The organism is Streptomyces sp. NPDC040610, from assembly GCF_055594065.1.
The window spans coordinates 387,627-406,807 of sequence record NZ_JBVIXA010000003.1 but is presented as its reverse complement, the minus strand read 5'-3'; the positions used below and the strand labels follow the sequence as shown (position 1 = coordinate 406,807).

Annotated in this window: 19 protein-coding genes; 8 read left to right on the top strand and 11 right to left on the bottom strand. The window is 71.1% G+C overall.

Features of this window, described 5'->3' with window-relative positions; translation table 11 throughout:
• Positions 1 to 349: 349 nt before the first annotated feature.
• Positions 350 to 625 carry a hypothetical protein gene (locus ACZ6AA_RS14510; protein WP_468460950.1) on the bottom strand — a complete coding sequence of 92 codons (276 nt, stop codon included), beginning with the start codon at positions 623 to 625 and terminating at the stop codon, positions 350 to 352.
• A 182-nt stretch (positions 626 to 807) separates the two neighbouring features.
• Here ACZ6AA_RS14510 and ACZ6AA_RS14505 point away from each other — a divergent pair, with 182 nt between their 5' ends.
• Together ACZ6AA_RS14505 and ACZ6AA_RS14500 are read left to right on the top strand one after the other, a co-directional pair.
• Positions 808 to 2,079: a pyridoxal phosphate-dependent aminotransferase gene (locus tag ACZ6AA_RS14505; protein WP_471458194.1), complete on the top strand. Its 1,272-nt coding sequence runs from the start codon at positions 808 to 810 to the stop codon at positions 2,077 to 2,079.
• A gap of 69 nt (positions 2,080 to 2,148) precedes the next feature.
• Positions 2,149 to 3,342: a glycosyltransferase family 39 protein gene (locus ACZ6AA_RS14500; RefSeq protein WP_468460946.1), complete on the top strand. Its 1,194-nt coding sequence runs from the start codon at positions 2,149 to 2,151 to the stop codon at positions 3,340 to 3,342.
• A gap of 21 nt (positions 3,343 to 3,363) precedes the next feature.
• On the opposite strand, the gene ACZ6AA_RS14495 is transcribed toward ACZ6AA_RS14500, so the two are convergent.
• A complete protein-coding gene (locus ACZ6AA_RS14495) occupies positions 3,364 to 3,906 on the bottom strand; it encodes a type III secretion system chaperone family protein (RefSeq protein WP_190117929.1) in 543 nt (180 codons plus the stop codon).
• A 93-nt stretch (positions 3,907 to 3,999) separates the two neighbouring features.
• Positions 4,000 to 6,627: an ATP-dependent chaperone ClpB gene (clpB, locus tag ACZ6AA_RS14490; protein WP_468460944.1), complete on the bottom strand. Its 2,628-nt coding sequence runs from the start codon at positions 6,625 to 6,627 to the stop codon at positions 4,000 to 4,002.
• 181 nt (positions 6,628 to 6,808) lie between these two features.
• On the opposite strand from clpB, the gene ACZ6AA_RS14485 reads away from it, so the two are divergent.
• Positions 6,809 to 7,225, top strand: a complete 417-nt coding sequence (locus ACZ6AA_RS14485; RefSeq protein ID WP_190117927.1) for a pyridoxamine 5'-phosphate oxidase family protein — start codon at positions 6,809 to 6,811, stop codon at positions 7,223 to 7,225.
• Positions 7,226 to 7,355: 130 nt separating this feature from the next.
• On the opposite strand, the gene ACZ6AA_RS14480 is transcribed toward ACZ6AA_RS14485, so the two are convergent.
• Both ACZ6AA_RS14480 and ACZ6AA_RS14475 read right to left on the bottom strand, forming a co-directional pair.
• Complete coding sequence (locus ACZ6AA_RS14480; protein WP_468460940.1) at positions 7,356 to 7,727, bottom strand: hypothetical protein; 372 nt, start codon at positions 7,725 to 7,727, stop codon at positions 7,356 to 7,358.
• A gap of 2 nt (positions 7,728 to 7,729) precedes the next feature.
• Positions 7,730 to 7,918, bottom strand: coding sequence for a hypothetical protein (locus tag ACZ6AA_RS14475; RefSeq protein WP_468460938.1), 189 nt, complete (start codon positions 7,916 to 7,918; stop codon positions 7,730 to 7,732).
• 155 nt (positions 7,919 to 8,073) lie between these two features.
• Here ACZ6AA_RS14475 and ACZ6AA_RS14470 point away from each other — a divergent pair, with 155 nt between their 5' ends.
• From ACZ6AA_RS14470 to ACZ6AA_RS14460, 3 genes are all read left to right on the top strand, one after another.
• Positions 8,074 to 9,063: a helix-turn-helix transcriptional regulator gene (locus ACZ6AA_RS14470; protein WP_468460937.1), complete on the top strand. Its 990-nt coding sequence runs from the start codon at positions 8,074 to 8,076 to the stop codon at positions 9,061 to 9,063.
• Complete coding sequence (locus ACZ6AA_RS14465) at positions 9,060 to 10,040, top strand: helix-turn-helix transcriptional regulator (RefSeq protein WP_468481637.1); 981 nt, start codon at positions 9,060 to 9,062, stop codon at positions 10,038 to 10,040. The genes ACZ6AA_RS14470 and ACZ6AA_RS14465 overlap by 4 nt, the downstream gene beginning before the upstream one ends.
• 350 nt (positions 10,041 to 10,390) lie before the next feature.
• Entirely contained in the window at positions 10,391 to 11,074 is a 684-nt protein-coding gene (locus tag ACZ6AA_RS14460) for a helix-turn-helix transcriptional regulator (protein ID WP_471458189.1), read from the top strand.
• 16 nt (positions 11,075 to 11,090) lie between these two features.
• On the opposite strand, the gene ACZ6AA_RS14455 is transcribed toward ACZ6AA_RS14460, so the two are convergent.
• From ACZ6AA_RS14455 to ACZ6AA_RS14445, 3 genes are all read right to left on the bottom strand, one after another.
• Positions 11,091 to 11,489, bottom strand: a complete 399-nt coding sequence (locus tag ACZ6AA_RS14455; RefSeq protein ID WP_468481636.1) for a hypothetical protein — start codon at positions 11,487 to 11,489, stop codon at positions 11,091 to 11,093.
• Positions 11,486 to 12,160 (bottom strand): MmyB family transcriptional regulator, encoded by a 675-nt coding sequence (locus ACZ6AA_RS14450; RefSeq protein WP_468460929.1) that lies wholly within the window; start codon positions 12,158 to 12,160, stop codon positions 11,486 to 11,488. The genes ACZ6AA_RS14455 and ACZ6AA_RS14450 overlap by 4 nt, the downstream gene beginning before the upstream one ends.
• Before the next feature lie 310 nt (positions 12,161 to 12,470).
• Positions 12,471 to 13,451, bottom strand: coding sequence for an MBL fold metallo-hydrolase (locus ACZ6AA_RS14445; RefSeq protein ID WP_468460927.1), 981 nt, complete (start codon positions 13,449 to 13,451; stop codon positions 12,471 to 12,473).
• Positions 13,452 to 13,746: 295 nt separating this feature from the next.
• Here ACZ6AA_RS14445 and ACZ6AA_RS14440 point away from each other — a divergent pair, with 295 nt between their 5' ends.
• Together ACZ6AA_RS14440 and ACZ6AA_RS14435 are read left to right on the top strand one after the other, a co-directional pair.
• A complete protein-coding gene (locus tag ACZ6AA_RS14440; protein ID WP_468460925.1) occupies positions 13,747 to 14,976 on the top strand; it encodes a helix-turn-helix transcriptional regulator in 1,230 nt (409 codons plus the stop codon).
• Positions 14,977 to 15,159: 183 nt separating this feature from the next.
• Positions 15,160 to 16,413 carry a helix-turn-helix transcriptional regulator gene (locus ACZ6AA_RS14435; protein WP_468460923.1) on the top strand — a complete coding sequence of 418 codons (1,254 nt, stop codon included), beginning with the start codon at positions 15,160 to 15,162 and terminating at the stop codon, positions 16,411 to 16,413.
• A 307-nt stretch (positions 16,414 to 16,720) separates the two neighbouring features.
• Here ACZ6AA_RS14435 and ACZ6AA_RS14430 read toward each other — a convergent pair whose 3' ends face one another.
• From ACZ6AA_RS14430 to dnaJ, 3 genes are all read right to left on the bottom strand, one after another.
• Positions 16,721 to 17,239, bottom strand: a complete 519-nt coding sequence (locus tag ACZ6AA_RS14430; protein WP_468460921.1) for a hypothetical protein — start codon at positions 17,237 to 17,239, stop codon at positions 16,721 to 16,723.
• A gap of 206 nt (positions 17,240 to 17,445) precedes the next feature.
• Positions 17,446 to 17,901, bottom strand: a complete 456-nt coding sequence (locus tag ACZ6AA_RS14425; protein WP_468460919.1) for a heat shock protein transcriptional repressor HspR — start codon at positions 17,899 to 17,901, stop codon at positions 17,446 to 17,448.
• A 4-nt stretch (positions 17,902 to 17,905) separates the two neighbouring features.
• Positions 17,906 to 19,102: a molecular chaperone DnaJ gene (gene dnaJ / locus ACZ6AA_RS14420; protein ID WP_468460917.1), complete on the bottom strand. Its 1,197-nt coding sequence runs from the start codon at positions 19,100 to 19,102 to the stop codon at positions 17,906 to 17,908.
• Positions 19,103 to 19,181: the final 79 nt, after the last annotated feature.

The window sequence follows — 19,181 nt, the reverse complement described above, 5'->3', positions numbered from 1 at the left end:
GAGGGAATCATGAACTGCGACACTGCCACAGCGTTTTTACCCAACTTCGTAGGGTTTCCATCCCCTAGAGGGCCGAACAGTTCATCTGTTCACGTTTCTGCAAACTCAGACGATCCAGAAGCGTCCCGGTACGGTCGCCAATAGCCCCATTTCGCCCCTGTCGCCCCGCGACGACCCGCTGCGCAGCGCTTTCTCCACGCGCCGCGTCAACATCCGTCCCCTCGCTCCCCGGCGCCGCCAAATCACCTTCCCGTCAAGGCCTCCCGGCACTCCTGCCCGACAACGACGAAGCGCCCGCCGGGAGTTGACTCCCGGCGGACGCTTCGCCCAGTGGACCAGCTGCCCCGTGTCAGCTGCCTCCGCCGCATCCACCCCCGCCACCGCCACCGCAGGACGAGCCGCCGCCACAGGACGAGGAGCCACCGCCGCAGGACGAGCCGCCACCGCCGCACGACGTCGCGCCGCTGTGGTTGCTGCTGCCGCCGCCGCTGGACGCCCACCAGCTGCCGCCGCCGGCCCCGGACGCCGTGCGGCGTCCGCGGCTTCCGCGCACCCGGGCGGCGCCGATCGTCAGCCCCGCGATCATCAGCACCACAAGACCAAGGAAGAGGACGACAAGAATCATGTCCCTCACTCACCTTTCCGTTCCCCCGATGCGCGGGACGCCTCGCGTTCCCCCGGAACCACGAAGCGTCCCGCGCCCTGCGGTTGTTGTCCCGCGTCGTTGCGTGACAAGGGCATGCCCCCGGCCATTCGCGGCCAAAGCAGAGTTGAGGAACTCCAGAGGTTCGGCGCAGGATGACGGCCATGACGTCCTCTTCTGGCTCAACCGGCACCACCGGCGCCCCGGGCGCCCCGGGTTCCTCAGCGAGCGGCCGCCCGCTGCTCAACCGCCGTCTGGCCGAATTCGGCACGACGATCTTCGCCGAGATGTCGGCCCTCGCCGTGCGGACGGGGGCGATCAACCTGGGCCAGGGCTTCCCCGACACGGACGGCCCCGAGGAGGTGCGGGAGGCGGCGGTGCGGGCGCTGCGCGACGGGCGCGGCAACCAGTACCCGCCGGGCCCCGGCGTGCCCGAGCTGCGCACGGCGGTCGCGGACCACCAGGCGCGGGTCTACGGCCTGGGCTACGACCCCGACCGGGAGGTCCTGGTCACCGCCGGTGCCACCGAGGCCATCGCGGCCTCGCTGCTCGCCCTGGTCGAGCCGGGCGACGAGGTCATCGCCCTTGAGCCGTACTACGACTCGTACGCCGCCTCGATAGCGCTCGCGGGCGGCACCCGGGTGCCCGTGACCCTGCGGCCCCGCGAGGGACGCTTCGTCCTCGACCTGGACGAGCTGCGCGACGCCGTCACCCCGCGCACCCGGCTGCTGCTCCTCAACACCCCGCACAACCCGACGGGCACCGTCCTCACCCGCGAGGAGCTGGCCGCGATCGCCGAGCTCGCCGTCGAGCGGGACCTGATCGTGGTCACCGACGAGGTCTACGAACACCTGGTCTTCAGCGACGCCCCGGCACCCGACGGCTCCGGCACGCCCGCGCACATCCCGCTGGCGTCCTTCCCCGGCATGCGCGAGCGGACCGTCACCATCGGCTCGGCGGGCAAGACGTTCTCCTTCACCGGCTGGAAGGTCGGCTGGGTGACGTCCACGCCGGAGCTGGTCACGGCGGTGCGCTCGGCGAAGCAGTATCTGACGTTCGTGGCGTCGGGCCCGTTCCAGTACGCGGTCGCGGAGGCCCTCGCGCTCCCCGAGTCGTACTTCACGGGCATCCGCGAGGCCCTGCGCGCCAAGCGGGACCTGCTGTCGGCGGGCCTGACGGCGGCGGGCTTCGAGGTCTACCGCCCGCAGGGCACGTACTTCATCACCACCGACATCCGCCCGCTCGGCGAGGACCGTTCGCACGGCGGCGACGGCTTCGCCTTCTGCCGCGCCCTGCCCGAGCGCGCCGGTGTCGTCGCCATCCCGAACGCCGTCTTCTACGACCACCGCGAGGCGGGCGCGCCCTTCGTGCGGTTCGCGTTCTGCAAGCGCACGGAGGTCCTCTCGGACGCGGTGGAGCGGCTCAAGGCGCTGTAGGGCGACGGCACCCACCCACACGGACCCACCCGGCTCGCGTCCGCCGCCACGACCCCGGAGGGTTCGGGTGTGACCCACCCGAGCCCCACCGTCCCGGCCCCGCTCACGAAACCGCCCCGCACCCGCTGTCTGGCCCTGGAGCCCAAGGGCCCGACGGCCGTGCGCGCGCTCGGTGTCTTCGCCGCCGCCCGCCTCACCGGGCTGCTCGCGGTGACGGCCGTGGCGCACGCCACCGGCCAGGACACCTTCCGCCTTCTCGGCCGCTCCTGGGACTCCCGCTGGTACACCGGCATCGCCGCCCACGGCTACGGCCGCACCCTGTACTTCGAGCCCGCCGTCGTCCAGAGCGACCTGGCGTTCTTCCCGCTGTACCCGGGCCTGATCCGCGCGGTCACCACCGTCACACCGCTGTCCCACGGGGCGGCCGGGCTGCTCGTCTCCTGGCTCGCCGCGGGGGCCGCCGCCCTCGGCATCTACGCCGTCGCGGCCCGCCTGTACGACCGCCGCACCGCGACCGTCCTGGTGCTCCTGTGGGGTCTCATGCCCCACTCCGTCATCCTGTCGATGGCGTACACCGAGCCGGTCCTCACCGCCCTCGCCGCCTGGTCCCTGTACGCGCTGCTCACCGGGCGCTGGCTGTGGGCGGGCTCGCTCGCTGCGCTCGCGGGCCTGGCCCGGCCGAACGGCTTCGCGGTGGCGGCGGCGGTGCTCGTGGCGGCGGTCTGCGAGATCGTCCGGCGGCGCGGGCGGGGGGTTCCCCACAGGCTGTGGACGGGCGCGCTGCTCGCCCCGCTCGGCTGGGGGGCGTACGTCCTGTGGGTCGGGGTCCGCGAGGGCGATGTGCTCGGCGGCTACTTCGCGGTGCAGCGCGGCTGGGGCTCGCGCTTCGACTTCGGCGCGGGCTCGCTCGCCTTCGTCAAGCACCTGCTGCTCGACGGGGACAAGCTGGTCTTCTCCATGACGCTGGTGATCGTCGCGGTGGCCGTGCTCCTGTACGCGCTCCTGGTGGCCGAGCGGGCGCCGCTGCCGCTGCTCGTCTACACCGGCGTGCTGCTCCTGATCACGGTCGGCGGCTCCGGCTTCTTCGAGTCCAAGCCGCGCTTCCTGCTGCCCGCCTTCCCGCTGCTCATCCCGCTCGCGTGCGCGGTCCTGCGGACGGCGAGAGCCCGGCCGAGGGCCGCCTACCTGGTGGTGGGCGCCCTGGCCGGGCTCTCGGTGGCGTACGGGACGTATCTGGTGACGATCGCCCGCATGCCCTTGTAGTCACCGCGGTGCGGCGGGCCCTCAGGCCTCGTCGTCGCCGGGCTTCTCCTCGCCGTCGGCGGAGTCGACGGCCTGCTCAAGGCCCAGCTGCTCGACGAGCCAGCGGTCGAACTCGATCGCGGCCCGCACCCAGCTCACCGTCGACGACACGAAGTGCTCCAGGGAGACACCCGTGCCGATCAGCATCTGGGCCTCGCCGATGAGGCGGACCGTGCCGTCGTCGTGGGTGTGGCTGTAGACCTTCGGCCACAGCGTGCGCCGGTTCCAGTCGTCGATCGACTCCAGGAGCTGGAGCTTCTCCTCGATGCCGTGCGGCCGGTCGTAGAACGTCCGCACCGAGAAGACCGCCTGGTCGTCCTCGCCACGGAACATGAAGTACGTACGGAACTCCTCCCACGGCGCCGCGAGGTCACCCTCGTCGTCGACGACGTACTTGAGTTCCATCTGGTCCAGGAGCTGCTTGACCAGGTCCTGGTCAGGGACGACGGGGCCCGCCGGTCCTGCGCCCTGCTGCGGTTCGGGCTGGCCCCCGAAATTCGGAATCGAGGACGGGTCGATGCTCACCGTGTATTTCCCTTCGTACGGATTGAGCCATCCTCTCCCATGCCGGGCGGGGGCTCGCAACCCCCGCCCGCCTATGTGACCGGTTACGGCGCCTTACAGCGACTTCCCGGTTGTCCCCGGACCCGTCCCGGCCCCCGCGGGACCGACGATGAGCCCGTCCCCGAAGACGTCCACGCGGACCGTGTCCCCGTCCTTGACCTCGCCCGCCAGGATCTCCTTGGCGAGCCGGTCGCCGATGGAGGTCTGGATGAGGCGGCGCAGCGGCCGGGCGCCGTACGCCGGGTCGTTGCCCTCGTCCGCGAGCCAGGCGAGCGCCGCGGGCGTGACGTCGAGCGTGAGGCGCCGGTCGGCGAGGCGCTTGGCGAGGCGCGCGATCTGCAGCTCGGCGATGTGCGCCAGCTCGTCCTTGCCGAGCGCGGAGAACACGACGAGGTCGTCGAGGCGGTTCAGGAACTCGGGCTTGAAGGAGGCCCGGACCACTTCGAGTACCTGCTGCTTCTTCTCCTCCTCGCTGGTCAGGGGCTCGACCAGGTACTGGCTTCCGAGGTTGGACGTGAGGATCAGGATGGTGTTGCGGAAGTCCACCGTCCGCCCCTGCCCGTCGGTCAGCCGGCCGTCGTCGAGGACCTGGAGCAGCACGTCGAAGACCTCCGGGTGCGCCTTCTCGACCTCGTCGAGCAGCACCACCGAGTACGGGCGCCTGCGCACGGCCTCGGTGAGCTGGCCGCCCTCCTCGTACCCGACGTAGCCGGGCGGGGCGCCGACGAGGCGGGCGACGCTGTGCTTCTCGCCGTACTCGCTCATGTCGATGCGGATCATGGCCCGCTCGTCGTCGAAGAGGAAGTCGGCGAGCGCCTTGGCCAGCTCGGTCTTGCCGACGCCGGTCGGGCCGAGGAACAGGAACGAGCCGGTGGGACGGTCGGGGTCGGCGATCCCGGCGCGGGTGCGGCGCACGGCGTCGGAGACGGCCTGGACGGCCTCGGTCTGGCCGATCAGGCGCTTGCCCAGCTCGCCCTCCATGCGCAGCAGCTTCTGCGTCTCGCCTTCGAGGAGGCGCCCGGCGGGAATGCCGGTCCAGGCGGCCACCACATCGGCGATGTCGTCGGGGCCGACCTCCTCCTTGACCATCGTGTCGGACTCGGCGGCCTTCTCCTCCTCGGCCTCCGAGGCGGCCTCCAGGTCCCGCTCCAGGTCGGGGATCTCGCCGTACAGGAGCTTGGACGCGGTGTCGAAGTCGCCGTCGCGCTGGGCACGCTCGGCCTGCCCGCGCAGCTCGTCCAGCTTCTCCTTCAGCTCGCCGACGCGGTTGAGGGACTGCTTCTCCTTCTCCCAGCGGGCGGTGAGCCCGCGCAGCTCCTCCTCCTTGTCGGCGAGGTCGCGCCGCAGCTTCTCCAGGCGCTGCTTGCTCGCCGGATCCGTCTCCTTGCTGAGCGCAAGCTCCTCCATCCGCAGCCGGTCGACGGCGCGCTGCAGCTCGTCGATCTCGACCGGCGAGGAGTCGATCTCCATCCGCAGCCGGGACGCGGCCTCGTCGACGAGGTCGATGGCCTTGTCGGGCAGGAAGCGCGAGGTGATGTACCGGTCGGAGAGCGTGGCGGCGGCGACGAGCGCACTGTCCGCGATCTGGACCTTGTGGTGGGCCTCGTAGCGCCCCTTGAGCCCGCGCAGGATCGCGATGGAGTCCTCGACGGACGGCTCAGCGACGAGCACCTGCTGGAACCGCCGCTCCAGCGCCGGATCCTTCTCGATCCGCTCCCGGTACTCGTCGAGGGTCGTGGCCCCGACCATCCTCAGCTCGCCCCGCGCGAGCATGGGCTTGAGCATGTTCCCGGCGTCCATGGCCGAATCCCCACCGGCCCCGGCCCCGACCACCGTGTGCAGCTCGTCGATGAACGTGATGATCTGCCCGTCGCTCTCCTTGATCTCGGAGAGCACGGTCTTCAGCCGCTCCTCGAACTCGCCCCGGTACTTGGCGCCCGCGACCATGGCCCCGAGGTCCAGCGACACGAGCCGCTTGTTCTTCAGCGACTCCGGTACGTCGCCCTTCACGATCCGCTGCGCGAGGCCCTCGACGACGGCGGTCTTGCCGACGCCGGGCTCGCCGATGAGCACGGGGTTGTTCTTGGTACGCCGCGACAGGACCTGGACGACCCGCCGGATCTCCTGGTCCCGCCCGATGACCGGGTCGAGCTTGCCCTCGCGGGCTGCGGCGGTGAAGTCCGTGCCGAACTTCTCCAGGGCCTTGTACTGCCCCTCGGGGTCAGGGGTGGTCACGCGACGCCCTCCACGGCTCGTCTCGAAGGCGTCGAGCAGCTTCTTCGCGCTCGCGCCGTTCTGGTTCAGTACCTCACCGGCGGCTCCGCCCTTCGCGGCGAGGCCGATGAGCAGGTGTTCGGTGGAGAGGTAATCGTCGCCCAGCTCCTTGGCGCGCTGCGCCGCGTCGGCGACGACGGCGAGCAGCTCGCGGTCGGGCCCCGGCGGGGAGACGGTCGACCCGGTGACGCTCGGCAGCCCCGCGAGGACGCGCTCGGCCCCCGCGCGCACGGCCGCCTGGTCGGCGTCCACCGCGGCGAGCAGGTCGGTGATGTTCTCGTTTTCCTGGCCCTCCAGAAGCGCGAGCAGCAGATGCGCGGGGGTCAGGTCGGGGTTGCCGCCGGACACGGCCCGGCTGGTGGCCGCGTTGATCGCGTCCCGGCTCCGGTTGGTCAGCTCGGCGTCCACGTGCGGGTTCTCCTCCTGGTCGCTGGGTTTTCCGGGTACGGGGCGCGGGCCGTCCCGCCCGCGGGGCCCCACCCCAATACTGACTTAGCCAACGTGCACAAAGTTGAGTCTATTCCACTCAAGGGTGGGTCCGGAACCCGGAAATCCCGGAACTCCCGGAGGGAGGGTTAGGTTCCTGCCCATGAGCATCGACCTGGGCGACCCGCCCGCCCCGTACCTCAGCTTCTGGCGAGAACGCCATCTGTGCACCCTGACGACCCTGCGCCCGGACGGCACCCCGCACGTCGTCCCCGTAGGCGTCACCTTCGACCCGGAGGCGGGCATCGCCCGCATCCTCGCCAACCGGTCCAGCAGGAAGGTGGCCCACGTCCGCGCGGCCTCCGGCCCCGAGGGACCCGGCGCGCGGGTCGCGGTCTGCCAGGTGGAGCGGCGGCGCTGGGCGACCCTGGAGGGCCTCGCCGAGGTGTCGGCGGAGCCGGAGCGGGTGGCCGAGGGGATGCGGCGGTACGAGGAGAGGTACGGGCGGGTGCCGTCGCCGAACCCGGACCGGGTGGTGATCGAGATCCGGGTGACCCGGGCGCTGGGGAAGGCGGGCTGAGGGGGCGCGGGGACTCGGGAGCGCGCCTCGGCACCGGCACACACCACAGCGGCGCCACCGTGTTCAGGTCCACGGTGGCGCCGCTGCTGGGGGAAGCACCTGCGCGATTTACAACGACGGGGGAATCGCGTCAGGCGCTGCGGGGGGTGGCTGCGAGGGAGTCTGCGGAGGCGGTCTGCCGCTCGACGGCTTGCCGGTCGGCCTCCCGCTTACGCTTGTCGATCACTTGGTGGTCGCGCTGGTCGAGGTTCACGAAGACCATGCCGTAACGCACGGCGCAGCGGACCGGCTGCGGCGCGCCGCGGGGGCGGCGCAGGCAGCGGTAGGCACGGATGTCCTCGTCGTCGTCGCGGACGATGACGACGGGTTCTCCGACCAGGGTGACCATCAACGAGTCGCCGGGGTGGGGGATCGCGGTGGCGAGGTCGATGAAGTGCCAGCCGGAACGGTAGGCGGTGGCCATTTCGCGGCGGAAGGTGCGGTCGTCAGGGGGAGTGGTCATGGCTACGCAACCCCCGTCGGAGCCGAGCCCCACCAGACATCGCTCTGCCCGGCCGCGTCGATCGGTGCGGCCGCCCATACGACATCCGGCGGTGCGGCATTGGACGTCGGCGTCTGCGCGCCGACCTGGCCCGCGTCGACGACGGCCAGAGCACTGATGGCCAGACCGGCCGAAAGGGCACCGATAAGCACTGAGCGAAGCATTCCCTTGCACATAGCGGGCTTCGTCCTCACTTCCCATAGTGACTTCCCCCGGCCTCCCAAGACGATGGCTCATTCGGCCATGCGCGCACCACAGGAGCGATGCATCATGTTCCTGCACGTTCAGGAGCCTGGGGGGTGGAGCTATGACAACAAAGGATCCAATTCGGGCACATCCTCATTCCGTAGCCGAGCTATGCGAAGAGGGCAAGCGGCTCTACGCCGACGCGCTGCGCGCGGGACGCATCGCTCGGACCGAGGCCGCCGCGGCTCCGTGCCTGGTCGAGTTCGCTCTTCTGCATCCGGACCCCGATGATCCGGAGTGGCTCCGTCCGGTGCCGCCGACCGCGGCTCTGGCACAGCGGCTCCGGCCCATCGAGCGCGAGATCCAGGACCGCCGCACGCTCGCCGTGGAACTGACCGACACCTTTGAGCCATTTCTCGCCATCAGCGCCCAGGACCGCTCAATGGTCCACGCGATCACGGTCCTCGAAGGCTCCGAGCGGATCAACGCGGCCATCCAACTTGCGATAGCGGAGTGCCAGTCGGAAATCCTGACGGTGCAGCCAGGGGGCGGGCGCAGCGAGGAGATCCTTCGGGAGGCGGTGAAACGCAGCCAAAGCATCATCGAGCGCGGCATCACGATGCGTACGCTCTACCAGCACACGGCGCGGCACAGTCAGGGCACCATCGCCTACGCCGAGTACATGAAGCAAGGCAAGGTCGAGGTCCGCACCCTCGAGGAACTCGTGGACCGGCTGATGGTCTTCGACCGCACGGTCGCATACATTCCGGCGCAGGAGGACGGTCAAGTGGCCCTGGAGCTGAGGCACCCGGGGCTCGTCACGTACCTCGCGAACGTCTTCGAGCAACTCTGGCAGCGTGCGTCGCCGCTGCTCGAAGAGGCACCGTACGGACCGCCCACCGACGGCATCACCGGCGTACAACGCTCCATAGCCCGGCTCCTCATCGAAGGCCACGTCGACGAAGCCATCGCCCGCCGCCTCGGCATGAACGTGCGCACCTGCCGCGCCCACATCGCCAAAATCGCCGCCGCCCTGGGCAGCGGAAGCCGCGCCCAGCTCGGCTACCTCATCGCCCAGTCCGGCATCCTCGAGCAGGACAAACCGAGATGACCACCGAACCCCGCCCGCACCCTCACGGCCCCGACGAGCTGTGCGACGCGGGTTCGGCCCTCTACGCCCGGGCCCTGCGCGAGGGCCGCGTCCGCCACCGGGAGGCCGACACCGCCCCCTGCCTCATCGACTTCGGCCTCCTGCACCCCGACGTCGAGGACATGGCGTGGCTGCGCCCCACCGCGCCCGCCGTGGCCCTGCCCCAACTCCTGCGCGGCATCGAGGACCACATCGCCCGCCACCGCGAGCGGGAGGAACGCCTGACGGCGATGTTCGAGCCGCTGATGGCCCTGGACGCCCGGCAGGCGGCCGGCGGGGAGCCCCCCGAGATCACCGTCCTCGACGGCTTCGAGCGGATCAACGCGGCCATCGCCCGGGCCATGGCCGACGCCTCCGGCGAGGTCCTCACCGTCCAGCCCGGCGGCGTCCGCTCCCCCGAGGTCCTCGCCGACGCGCTGCCCCGCGAACAGGAACTGCTCAGCCGCGGCTGCCGGATGCGCACCCTCTACCAGCACACCACCCGCCACTCCCTCCCCGCGCTCGCCCATTACGAGCAACTGGACGGAGACGTAGAGGTACGCACGCTCAATGAGGTAACCGAACGCATGGTGGTCCTGGACCACTCGGTGGCTTTCATCCCCGCCAGCAAGGACCGCACGGTCGCCCTCGAAGTACGCCAACCGGCCATCGTCGACTACCTCATCACCACCTTCGAACGACTGTGGCGACTGGCCACGCCGATGTTCCCGCACGCGGCCCAACTGCCCGCCGAGAACGGCATCACCACCCGTCAGCACGCCATCGCCGAACTCCTCGTGGAAGGTCTCACCGACACCGAGATAGCCGCGCGCCTCGGCATGAACGTCCGCACCGCCCGCGAACACATCGCGAAACTCGCCGCGATCCTCGGCAGCAACAGCCGCGCCCAGCTCGGATATCTCATTGGTCAGTCAGGGATCCTCGACCAGAATCACTAGCTGTCGGACACCTGGGGCGGGGGGCTTCGGGGAAGTGCGGGAGGGGCAGCGACGTGGTGGTGGAGCACAGATCGCACGCGGAAGGGCTGCTGTGCGAGGCGGGCAGAAACGCGTACCTGCGCGCTCTCCAGGACAGCGGGATCCGAGCTCAAGATGCCGAAGCGATTCCGTGCCTCGCCAACCTCGACCTTCTGCACCGGGACACTGAGGACCCGCTGTGGCTCCGTCCCGTGGCGCCGTCCGTAGCCCTGGCCCAACTGCTCTACCAGACAGAAGAGCACATCGCCCAGCAACGATTGCGCGGAGCACGAATGGCCGCCGCTTTCGAATCACTCATGCCACTCACTCACGTGACGGATCCCGTATCGCCCTCGCCGTCCATGACGGTCCTGGAGGGCATCGACCAAATCGACCCGGCCATACGCCGGGCAGGAGCCAGGTCCTCCCAGGAACTCCTCCTCATCCAGCCCGGCGGCAAGCGGCCGGCCGAAAAGCTCCCCGAAAGTCTGCCCATATCGCAGGGTGTGCTCGACCGGGGCGGACGCGTACGCACGCTCTATCAGCACACAACGCGGTATTCCCAGCCCGCTCTGGACCACTATGAACAGCTGGACGGCGACGTCGAAGTCCGCACCTTGGATGAACTACCCAGACGCCTCATCCTCTTCGACCGCACGTACGCGTTCGTCCCCGCCAGCAAGAGCCGCGACGACGTGGCACTCGAACTCCGCCAGCCAGCCATCATCAACTACCTGGTCGCCACCTTCGAACTCCTCTGGCGCCTGGCCACCCCCATGTTCCCGAACGCGGAGCCACTCCCCGCCCCGAACGGCATCACCCCCCGCCAACAAGCCATAGCCACCCTCCTCACCGAAGGCCTCACCGACGCCGACATAGCCGCCCGCCTCGGCATGAACGTCCGCACCGCCCGCGTCCACATCGCCAAGCTCTCGGCGGTCCTGAAGAGCACAAGCCGGGCCCAACTGGGCTATCTCATCGGAAAGTCGGGGATCCTCGACCGCACATCGGGCTGACCCTGCCGGACAGGCCCTAGTGGTACACGGCCCGCTGCAAGGGCAGCCCCAACGCCCGCAGCGCCGAGCGCACCACGCACTCCGCGTCCAGGCCGTCCACCCCGAGGTCGAGCACGGCGGACTGTTCCCACCGCACCGACGAGGGGCGGCCCATGCTGACCTGCCAAACGGAGGCGCGGTCGTCCAGGGCGATGTTGAGGACGCGGACGACGGAGACCTTGGCGACGACCTGGAGGGGGAAGTCGCCCGCGAGCATCTGGCGGTCCACTACCCAGGTCACGGGATAGCCGCGGCCGTTGAGGTCGGCGGCCATGGCGTGCAGGAGCGTGGCGAGACCGGCGCGCTCCAGGACGGGGCCGACCGTCGGCGGCGGCATCACCGGAGCAGGCGCCTTGGCCGCCTTCTCCAGCCTCATGCCGATGTCGGCTTCTCGTCGAGCGGGTCGAAGAGCAGCACGACATGTCGCGCCCCCGGCGAACTCGCCGGTTCGGAGACGACCATCGTGATCTGCCCGGGGCCTTTTCGCGGGTGGTAGAGGGGCCGCACGTCACCGTCGGGGTGGATGTACACCTCGGTGCTGCGCTCGTAAATGGGGCCCGCGTACTTGTCGCGTTTGACGTCCGCGTTCAGCTGCGCGAGGGAGCGGTTCTCCGGATGCTGAATGTGGGCGAGCCGGATCTGGTTGAGAATTCCGGGCGCCCAGCGCGTCTCCCAGTCCGTGAGAATGTGATCGCGGGCCTCGTCGGCGAGCGCCATCCACCGCATGGTGTTCTCCGGCGGTTTGCCGTCTTCGAAGATGTCGGCGAACGGCTGGTTGTACGCCACCAGGTCCCATTGGACGTTGTTCACGTACGAGATTTCACGCTGCCCGGAGACGGCCCGCTGCCACGCGGCGGCGGCGGGCATCAGGACGCTGTCCGCGGGGTGGAGGGGGTGCGGCGGCCGCTGGCCGAGGCTGAGCAGATAGACCTGGGTGAACTCGTCCTCGCTCATGCGCAGGATCCGCCCGACCTCGCGCAGGTACTCGTCGCGCGGGGACATCTTTCCGCTTTCGAATCGGTGGTAGGTGCCCACCGAGCGGTTCATGAGGATGTCCATATCGGGCTGTGCGAGACCGTGCACACGGGGCCCGGGGCGCCCCGTCGGCTTCGGCGTCAGACCCACTTCGGCGGGTGTGATTCTGGAACGCAGTTCTTTGAGTATGCGACGCAGCGCTTCCTCGTCCACTGCGTTTCCCCCTTTCCCGCTTCCCCGCTCCCCCGTAGCCGTGAACATGGCCTGCCACGAGCACGGTTCCTGCACCATAAGCCCAAACGAGTCGCCGACCAACAGATCGTATTCACCGGGCTCTTCCGCGTAGCGCCCGGGTGGGCGGGGAGCCGTCCGGGCGCGGTGGTCAGCCGGCCGCCGCGGTGGCGTGATGGTGCGTGTACGCCCAGCGTGCCGCGTGCGTGGCCAGATCCACCATCTCGATGGGCGCCGCGGCCTCGCCGAGGTGGTGGTACTCGATGAACGTCAGCATCACGACCCGCTCCGGCGCGCCCAGGTGCGGGTGGAAACCGGCGGCGAGGATGTCCGCCGCGGCCTCGTACGCGCCGAGCCCCCGCCCGTACCGCTCCTTGATCTCCCCTTCGAGATCCCGCAGATAGCCGATGTACGCGCGCACCCCGTCGGGCCCGATGACCCGGCCGTGGCCCGGCACGATGTGCTCGGCGTCGAGCGCGAGCACCGCCTCGGCGGCCCGGACGACCTCGCTGAGCGGCCCCTCCCAGTGCACGGGGTGGTCGCCCTCGAAGATGACGTCGCCCGCCATCACGACGCCCTGCTGAGGCAGATGCGCGACCAGGTCCCCGGCGGTGTGCGCCGGACCCACTTCGAGGAGGCGCACCTCGATGTCCCCGACCCGGAAGTCGTAGGAGCCGTTGAAGGTGACGGTGGGCGGGACCACGGTGATGCCGGTGTAGTCGTACGCCCCGAAGCGTTCGCGCGCGTACCAGCCGAGCGGGTTGGCCGGGTCGCTCGCGTGCACCAGGTACTGCATCTGCTGCGGGGAGATCTCGCGGCAGTGGCGTTCCAGGCTGGCCTGGGAGCTGATGATCTCGGCGCCGGGGAAGAAGGCGTTGCCGAAGCAGTGGTCGCCGTTGGCGTGGGTGTTGACGACCGTGCGGACCCGGGCGCCCGGGGGCAGGGCGCGGTCGGCGGCGGCGATGAGCGCGCGGGTCATGCGCTCGTCGTAGGGGGTGTCGATGAGCGCGGTGTCGTCGCCCGAGGTGATGAGCAGGCAGTTGGCGAGGCCCCAGGAGCCCGCGGCGCCGCGCGGCGCCCAGAGGTAAAGGCCGTCGCCGCCCAGGGCGGTGAGGTCCACAGGAAGGTCCATGGACGTATTTTCGTCGGGAGTGGGGGGTTCCCCGGCTGTGGGGATGGCCACAGTGGCGACAACCCGTGTTGTTGAATTTTGAATAATTGGTTCGGCATCGCAGGGGATAAACCCGCCATTGATATCAGTTCTCTCGTTGACAAGGATGGCGAGTCACGAAGGATGACAGCTCACGAAGGATGACGGTCCGGCTCACAACTCACGGGCGCCCGCCCGCGGGTGAGGGCCCGTCGGTGACGCTCGACCACGGCGTCCGTCATTCGCGCGATCACTGCAATCCGAGCAGGGGGAGCATGTGCAGGACGTTGTGACGCAGGCAGCCCCCACCGTCCGCGGCGGGTCGCAGGGCGCGGCCGGGGCCCGGCTGACCGGGCCCGCCCCGACCGGGGAGCCCGCCGCCCGCCACCACGTGCCGCACGAGCCGGTGGACGTGTGCGAGGCCGGGCGGGTGCTGTACCTGCGAGCCCTTCAGGAACGCCGAGTTCCCGCCAAAGCCGCCGCCGCGACCCCGTGCCTCATCGACACCGGGCTCCTCCACCCGGACCCCGACGACGCCACCTGGCTGCGGCCCACCGCGGCCGCCGTCGCCCTGCCCCGCCTCCTTGAGGACATCGAGGGGCGCGTCGCCCGCCAGCGCGGCCGGGCGACCCGGCTCGCCGCCTCCTTCGAGCAGTTCCTGCGGCTCGGCGCCGACGGGACCTCGGACCTCTCGGCGTCGCCCGTCACCGTGCTCAAGGGGATCCCGCGCATCCGGCTCGCCGTCCGGCAGGCGATGGCCGAGGCCTCCGAGGAGATCCTCGGCATCCAGCCCGGCGACTCCCGGCCGCGGCTGCTTCCGCACAACGAGCCCTGGCGTCTGGAGGAGTTCGCCGAGCGCGGCGGGCACATGCGGGTGCTCTCGCGGCCCCGGACGGCCGACGACGTGCTGCCCGGGCTGCGCCTGCCCGAGCCCTTCCTGCCCGGCTCCTCCTTGCCCGCCCCCGGACAGCCCGACTCCTCCCTGCCCGGCCCCGGACAGCCCGGATCCGCCCCGACCGGACCAGGACAGCCCGGCCCCGGCGGGTCCGGGCCCACAGGCCCCGCCCCGGTGAGCCCCGCCCCCGCGAGGGCCGTCGGCCGTGAGATCCGTACGCTCGACGAACTCCCGCCCTGCCTCCTCGTCTTCGACCGGGACGTCGCGTTCATCCCGGCCGTCGAGGACGGCTCGGTCGCCTTCGAGCTGCGCTCCGGCGCCCTCGTCAGCTATCTCTCGACGGCCTTCGACATCCTGTGGCGCCTGGCCACGCCCCTGTACCGCGAGGACACCCCGCCCCCGCCCGAGCAGGAGATCAGCGACGTCCAGCGCGCCATCGCGCACTTCCTCACCGAGGGCCGCACCGACGCGGAGATCGCCCGGCACCTGGACATGAACGTCCGCACCGTCCGGCTGCACGTGGCCAGGCTCGCCGCCCTCCTCGGCAGCCGCAGCCGCACCCAACTCGGCTATCTCATCGGCCGCTCGGGCCTGGTCGAGCAGCACCAGTAGGCGCACGCGCGGTCTGCGGGCACACCGGGCGCGCTCGTTCGCACCCCCGTTCGCACCCGCGCATGCGCCGTCCCCGGCACGCCGTCTCCGTGATCCCGCGCGCCCATGGCCTCATGGAGGTGCTGCCCCGGCACGCACCGCACCGCCGAGCGCGGGCAGCCTGACCGGGGAGGGAGTACGACGATGTCCGGCGAGCAGAGACCCAAAAGCGCGGAGGACCCGCCACGGAGACCGGCGACAGCTCCGGCGACAGGACCGGCGACAGCGCCAACGCCCGCACCTGCAACGGCACCAGAGCCCGCACCACCGGATCCCGCACCGGACCCCACACCACCGACGACCGCGCCCCCCGACCTCTCCGGCCCCCACACCGCCCACGGCCCCGACACCCTGTGCCCGCCCGGCGCCGCCCTCTACCGCCGGGCCCTGTGCACGGGCCGTGTCCACACCCGCGAGGCCGAACCGGCCCCGTGCCTCGTCGACTTCGGGCTGCTGCACCCGGACATCGACGACATGCAGTGGCTGCTTCCGAGCGAGCCCACGAGCGCGCTGCTCGGGCTGTTGCGGGGCATCGAGGAGCAGGTCGGGCAGGAGCGGCAGCGCGAGGCGGAGCTGATGGCGGCCCTGGAACCACTGCTCACCCGCGTCCCCACCCAGCCCGGGAGACCCGTCGGCCCGCCCGCGAGACCCGCCGACGCGTCCACGCGACCCGAGGGGCCCACCGGCGACGCCACCCAGCCGCAGAGCCCCACTCCCACCGGCAACCCCACCAGCCCCGCCATCACCCTCCACACCACCCTCCCCCACATCACCCACGCCATCGACGCGGCCGTGTCCCGGTGTGCGGAGGAGGTCCTGACGATCCAGCCGGGCGGTTTCAGGCCCATCGCGGATCTGGGCGCCGCGCCGCCGCGCGAGCAGGCGCTGCTGTCCCGCGGCTGCCGGATGCGCACGCTCTACCAGCACACGACCCGGCACGCCTTCCCCGTGATCGCGCACTTCGAGAGCCTCGACGGGGATGTGGAGGTGCGGACGCTGAGCGAAGTCACCGAGCAGCTGGTCGTGTTCGACCGCGCGGTCGCGTTCGTACCGGCCGACCGGGGCGCCACCGAGGCGCTGGAGATCCGCGTGCCCGCCGTCGTCGGCTATCTGGTCGCGCTCTTCGAGCGGCTGTGGCACCTCGCCACGCCGATGTTCCCGCACCCGGCGGCGCCGCAGCCTGCCAAGGACGGGATCACCGCCCGCCAGCGGGCCATCGCCGAACTCCTCGTCGAGGGCCTGACGGACGCCGAGATCGCCGACCGGCTCGGCATGAACGTACGGACCGTACGCGTCCATGTCGCGAAGCTCACCGGCACCTTGGGCAGCCGCAACCGCACACAACTCGGATTCCTCATCAGTCGCTCAGGAATCCTGCGCCCCGGGCACCCCGCGTGAATCACGAACGTCCGGATTTGCCGCCACTTGCCCCCACCTCCGCCCCTTGCACCGCAACAAGTTGACGGTAGCGGAGCGTGGGCGGGCCGTTGCATCGTGGTGATGGCGGCAGGGAGCGGCCAGAGCCGTCTCAGGTACTGGAACCGCCCGCTCCCCGCGGCCGAGTGGCTCTGTCGTGGTCTCCCCCCGCAGAGTCGCGCTTCCCTAAGGGGTTGCCCCGGTCCGGTCACGCCCCGTGGCCGACCGGGGCGCTCGCGCCTTCGGGGGAGTGAGCGCCCCGTCCCACGGGCGGCCCGGGGTGGGCTGCTCAGGCGTGTGCCGTGCTGCCGTCGGCCCACTCCTGCAGCAGTCGCTCCCGCTCGTCGCGGCGCGGCGAACCGCCCTCGTGCGCGCGGCCCCAGGCGGCCATCGCGGCGAGCGTGGTCATGAGCGTGGCGGCGCCCTCGGTGAGGCGGGCGAGCAGGGCGCGCGAGAGGTCGTACTCCTTCTGGGAGTAGCCCGCGGCCGCGGCGACGTACGCCGTCAGCTCGATCTCCTCGTCGGCCGTCCCGACGCACACCGTCATCGTCGGCGCGTCGTCACCGCCGCCGAGGCCCATCGTGAGCGCCATGTCGACGACGGCGCCCACCTGCCGCTTCAGGGACCGCACGGGCACGTCCTCGACGGTGAGCGCCTGGACGTCGTCCCACAGCCACAGGCCGGCCTGTCCATGGCCGATACCGGCGATGCCCTCGGGTGTGAGCCGCACTCCGGGGGCGAGCCCGGCCGGTTTCGATCCCACGTACACATCGCCTTCGGCGATCCAGAACAGCCCCACCATGGCCATGGTCTTCCAGCTCCCCCTGTGCCGAGCACAGCGCTCGATTCGATTGCGCGGTCGGGCGAGACGGGCTGGTCAGGGGCGCTCCGCGCCCGGCCCGCGGTGATGAGTGCCTCGCCCCGCCCACTATAAGGAGGCAAGCGACCGGGCCGGGAGTTCCCCATGGGAGCCCCCGGCCCGGATCGAGCGCGGTGCGTGCGCCGGAGCGCGCGTCACACTTCCGGCGACCTCTTCGGCCGCCACACCACGAGCGCGCTGGTCTGCTGGACGTCCTGGTACGGCACGAGGTCGCGGCGGTACGAGGCGTGCACCGCGGCCTCGCGCTGCTGCATCGTCGCCGCCGCGCCCTCGACGGCCGCCGACAGCTCGGCCACCCGGGACTGGAGCGCCGTGACCTGGTTCTCCAGCTCGATGATGCGCTTGATGCCCGCCAGGTTGATGCCTTCCTCCTGCGACAACTGCTGGACGGTGCGCAGCAGTTCGATGTCGCGGGCGGAGTACCTGCGGCCCCGTCCGGCGGTGCGGTCGGGCGAGACCAGGCCCAGGCGGTCGTACTGCCGCAGGGTCTGCGGATGCAGGCCGGAGAGCTGGGCCGCCACCGAGATGACGTACACCGGGGTCTCGTCCGTCAGTTGATACGGGTTGCGTCGGCGGCCGTCCCGCTCCATGAGGTCACGCTCCCTTCGCGGCCTTGAACAGTTCTGCCCGCGGATCGGTGTCCGCAGTCGCCTTGCGGTAAGCCTCCAGGGCTTCCTGCGCGGCGGGGGTGAGGGTGGTCGGCACGGCCACCTCCACGGTCACGAGCAGATCGCCCCGGGTGCCGTCCTTGCGGACCGCGCCCTTGCCGCGGGCGCGCATGGTGCGGCCGTTGGGCGTGCCGGGGGGCAGCTTCAGGGTGACGGGCGGGCCGCCGAGCGTGGGCACCTTCACCTCGCCGCCGAGCGCCGCTTCCGCGTACGTCACCGGCACGGTCACCGTCAGGTTGTCGCCCTTGCGGCCGAAGACCGGGTGGGCGTCGACATGGACGACCACGTACAGATCACCGGCGGGGCCGCCGCGCTCGCCCGGCGCGCCCTTGCCACGCAGGCGGATGCGCTGGCCGTCGCTGACGCCCGGCGGGACGCGGACCTGCATGGTCCGCGAGGACTTGGCGCGGCCGCTGCCGTGGCAGACCTCGCAGGGGTCCTGCGCAATCAGGCCGCGGCCCTTGCAGTCCACGCACGGGTCGGTCAGCGAGAAGCCGCCACCGCCGCCGCGCGAGACCTGTCCCGTGCCCACGCACGTCGGGCAGACGCGCGGGGTGCCGTTCTTGTCGCCCGTGCCCGAACACGCCTTGCACGGGGCCTGCGACGACATGCGCAGCGGAACCGTCGCGCCGTCCACCGCCTCCGTGAAGCTCAGCGTGACCTCGGACTCGATGTCCTGGCCGCGGCGCGGCTGCGTCCTCGTCCCGGCGGTCGCGCCGCCGCGGTTGAACAAGCCCCCGAAGACGTCACCGAGGCCGCCCCCGAATCCGCCGGCGCCCGTCTGTCCGCCTCCGCCCGGGGCGCCGCCTCCGAAGAGGTCGCCCAGGTCGAAGTTGAACGATCCGCCGCCCGCGCCCGCGGGGCCCGGCCTGAATCCTCCGCCGTTGCCGAAGAGCGCGCGGGCCTCGTCGTACTCCTTGCGCTTCTTGGGGTCGCCGAGGACGTCGTTCGCCTCGGAGATCTCCTTGAAGCGCTCCTCGGCCTTGGCGTTGCCCTTGTTGGCGTCCGGGTGGTTCTCGCGGGCGAGCTTCCGGTACGCCTTCTTGATCTCGGCTTCGGTGGCGTCCTTGGGGACGCCGAGGACCTTGTAGTAGTCCTTCTCGATGAAGTCCTTGGTGCTCATCCCCGACGTCCCTCCTTCCCTGTCATCCGGCGGGCCCCGGCGCCGAGGTCACCCTCGGCGCCGAAGCCGCCGTCCGTGT

What these genes read in the sequence shown, in the direction of transcription:
- ACZ6AA_RS14465 (WP_468481637.1), top strand. Translation starts at nt 9,060, where the DNA reads ATGACCACCGAACCCCGCCCGCACCCTCACGGCCCCGACGAGCTGTGC.
- ACZ6AA_RS14435 (WP_468460923.1), top strand. Translation starts at nt 15,160, where the DNA reads ATGTCCGGCGAGCAGAGACCCAAAAGCGCGGAGGACCCGCCACGGAGA.
- ACZ6AA_RS14450 (WP_468460929.1), bottom strand. Translation starts at nt 12,160, where the DNA reads ATGAACCGCTCGGTGGGCACCTACCACCGATTCGAAAGCGGAAAGATG.
- ACZ6AA_RS14430 (WP_468460921.1), bottom strand. Translation starts at nt 17,239, where the DNA reads ATGGCCATGGTGGGGCTGTTCTGGATCGCCGAAGGCGATGTGTACGTG.
- ACZ6AA_RS14470 (WP_468460937.1), top strand. Translation starts at nt 8,074, where the DNA reads ATGACAACAAAGGATCCAATTCGGGCACATCCTCATTCCGTAGCCGAG.
- ACZ6AA_RS14480 (WP_468460940.1), bottom strand. Translation starts at nt 7,727, where the DNA reads ATGACCACTCCCCCTGACGACCGCACCTTCCGCCGCGAAATGGCCACC.
- ACZ6AA_RS14485 (WP_190117927.1), top strand. Translation starts at nt 6,809, where the DNA reads ATGAGCATCGACCTGGGCGACCCGCCCGCCCCGTACCTCAGCTTCTGG.
- ACZ6AA_RS14425 (WP_468460919.1), bottom strand. Translation starts at nt 17,901, where the DNA reads ATGGAGCGGGACGGCCGCCGACGCAACCCGTATCAACTGACGGACGAG.
- ACZ6AA_RS14445 (WP_468460927.1), bottom strand. Translation starts at nt 13,451, where the DNA reads ATGGACCTTCCTGTGGACCTCACCGCCCTGGGCGGCGACGGCCTTTAC.
- ACZ6AA_RS14510 (WP_468460950.1), bottom strand. Translation starts at nt 625, where the DNA reads ATGATTCTTGTCGTCCTCTTCCTTGGTCTTGTGGTGCTGATGATCGCG.
- ACZ6AA_RS14455 (WP_468481636.1), bottom strand. Translation starts at nt 11,489, where the DNA reads ATGAGGCTGGAGAAGGCGGCCAAGGCGCCTGCTCCGGTGATGCCGCCG.
- dnaJ (WP_468460917.1), bottom strand. Translation starts at nt 19,102, where the DNA reads ATGAGCACCAAGGACTTCATCGAGAAGGACTACTACAAGGTCCTCGGC.
- ACZ6AA_RS14505 (WP_471458194.1), top strand. Translation starts at nt 808, where the DNA reads ATGACGTCCTCTTCTGGCTCAACCGGCACCACCGGCGCCCCGGGCGCC.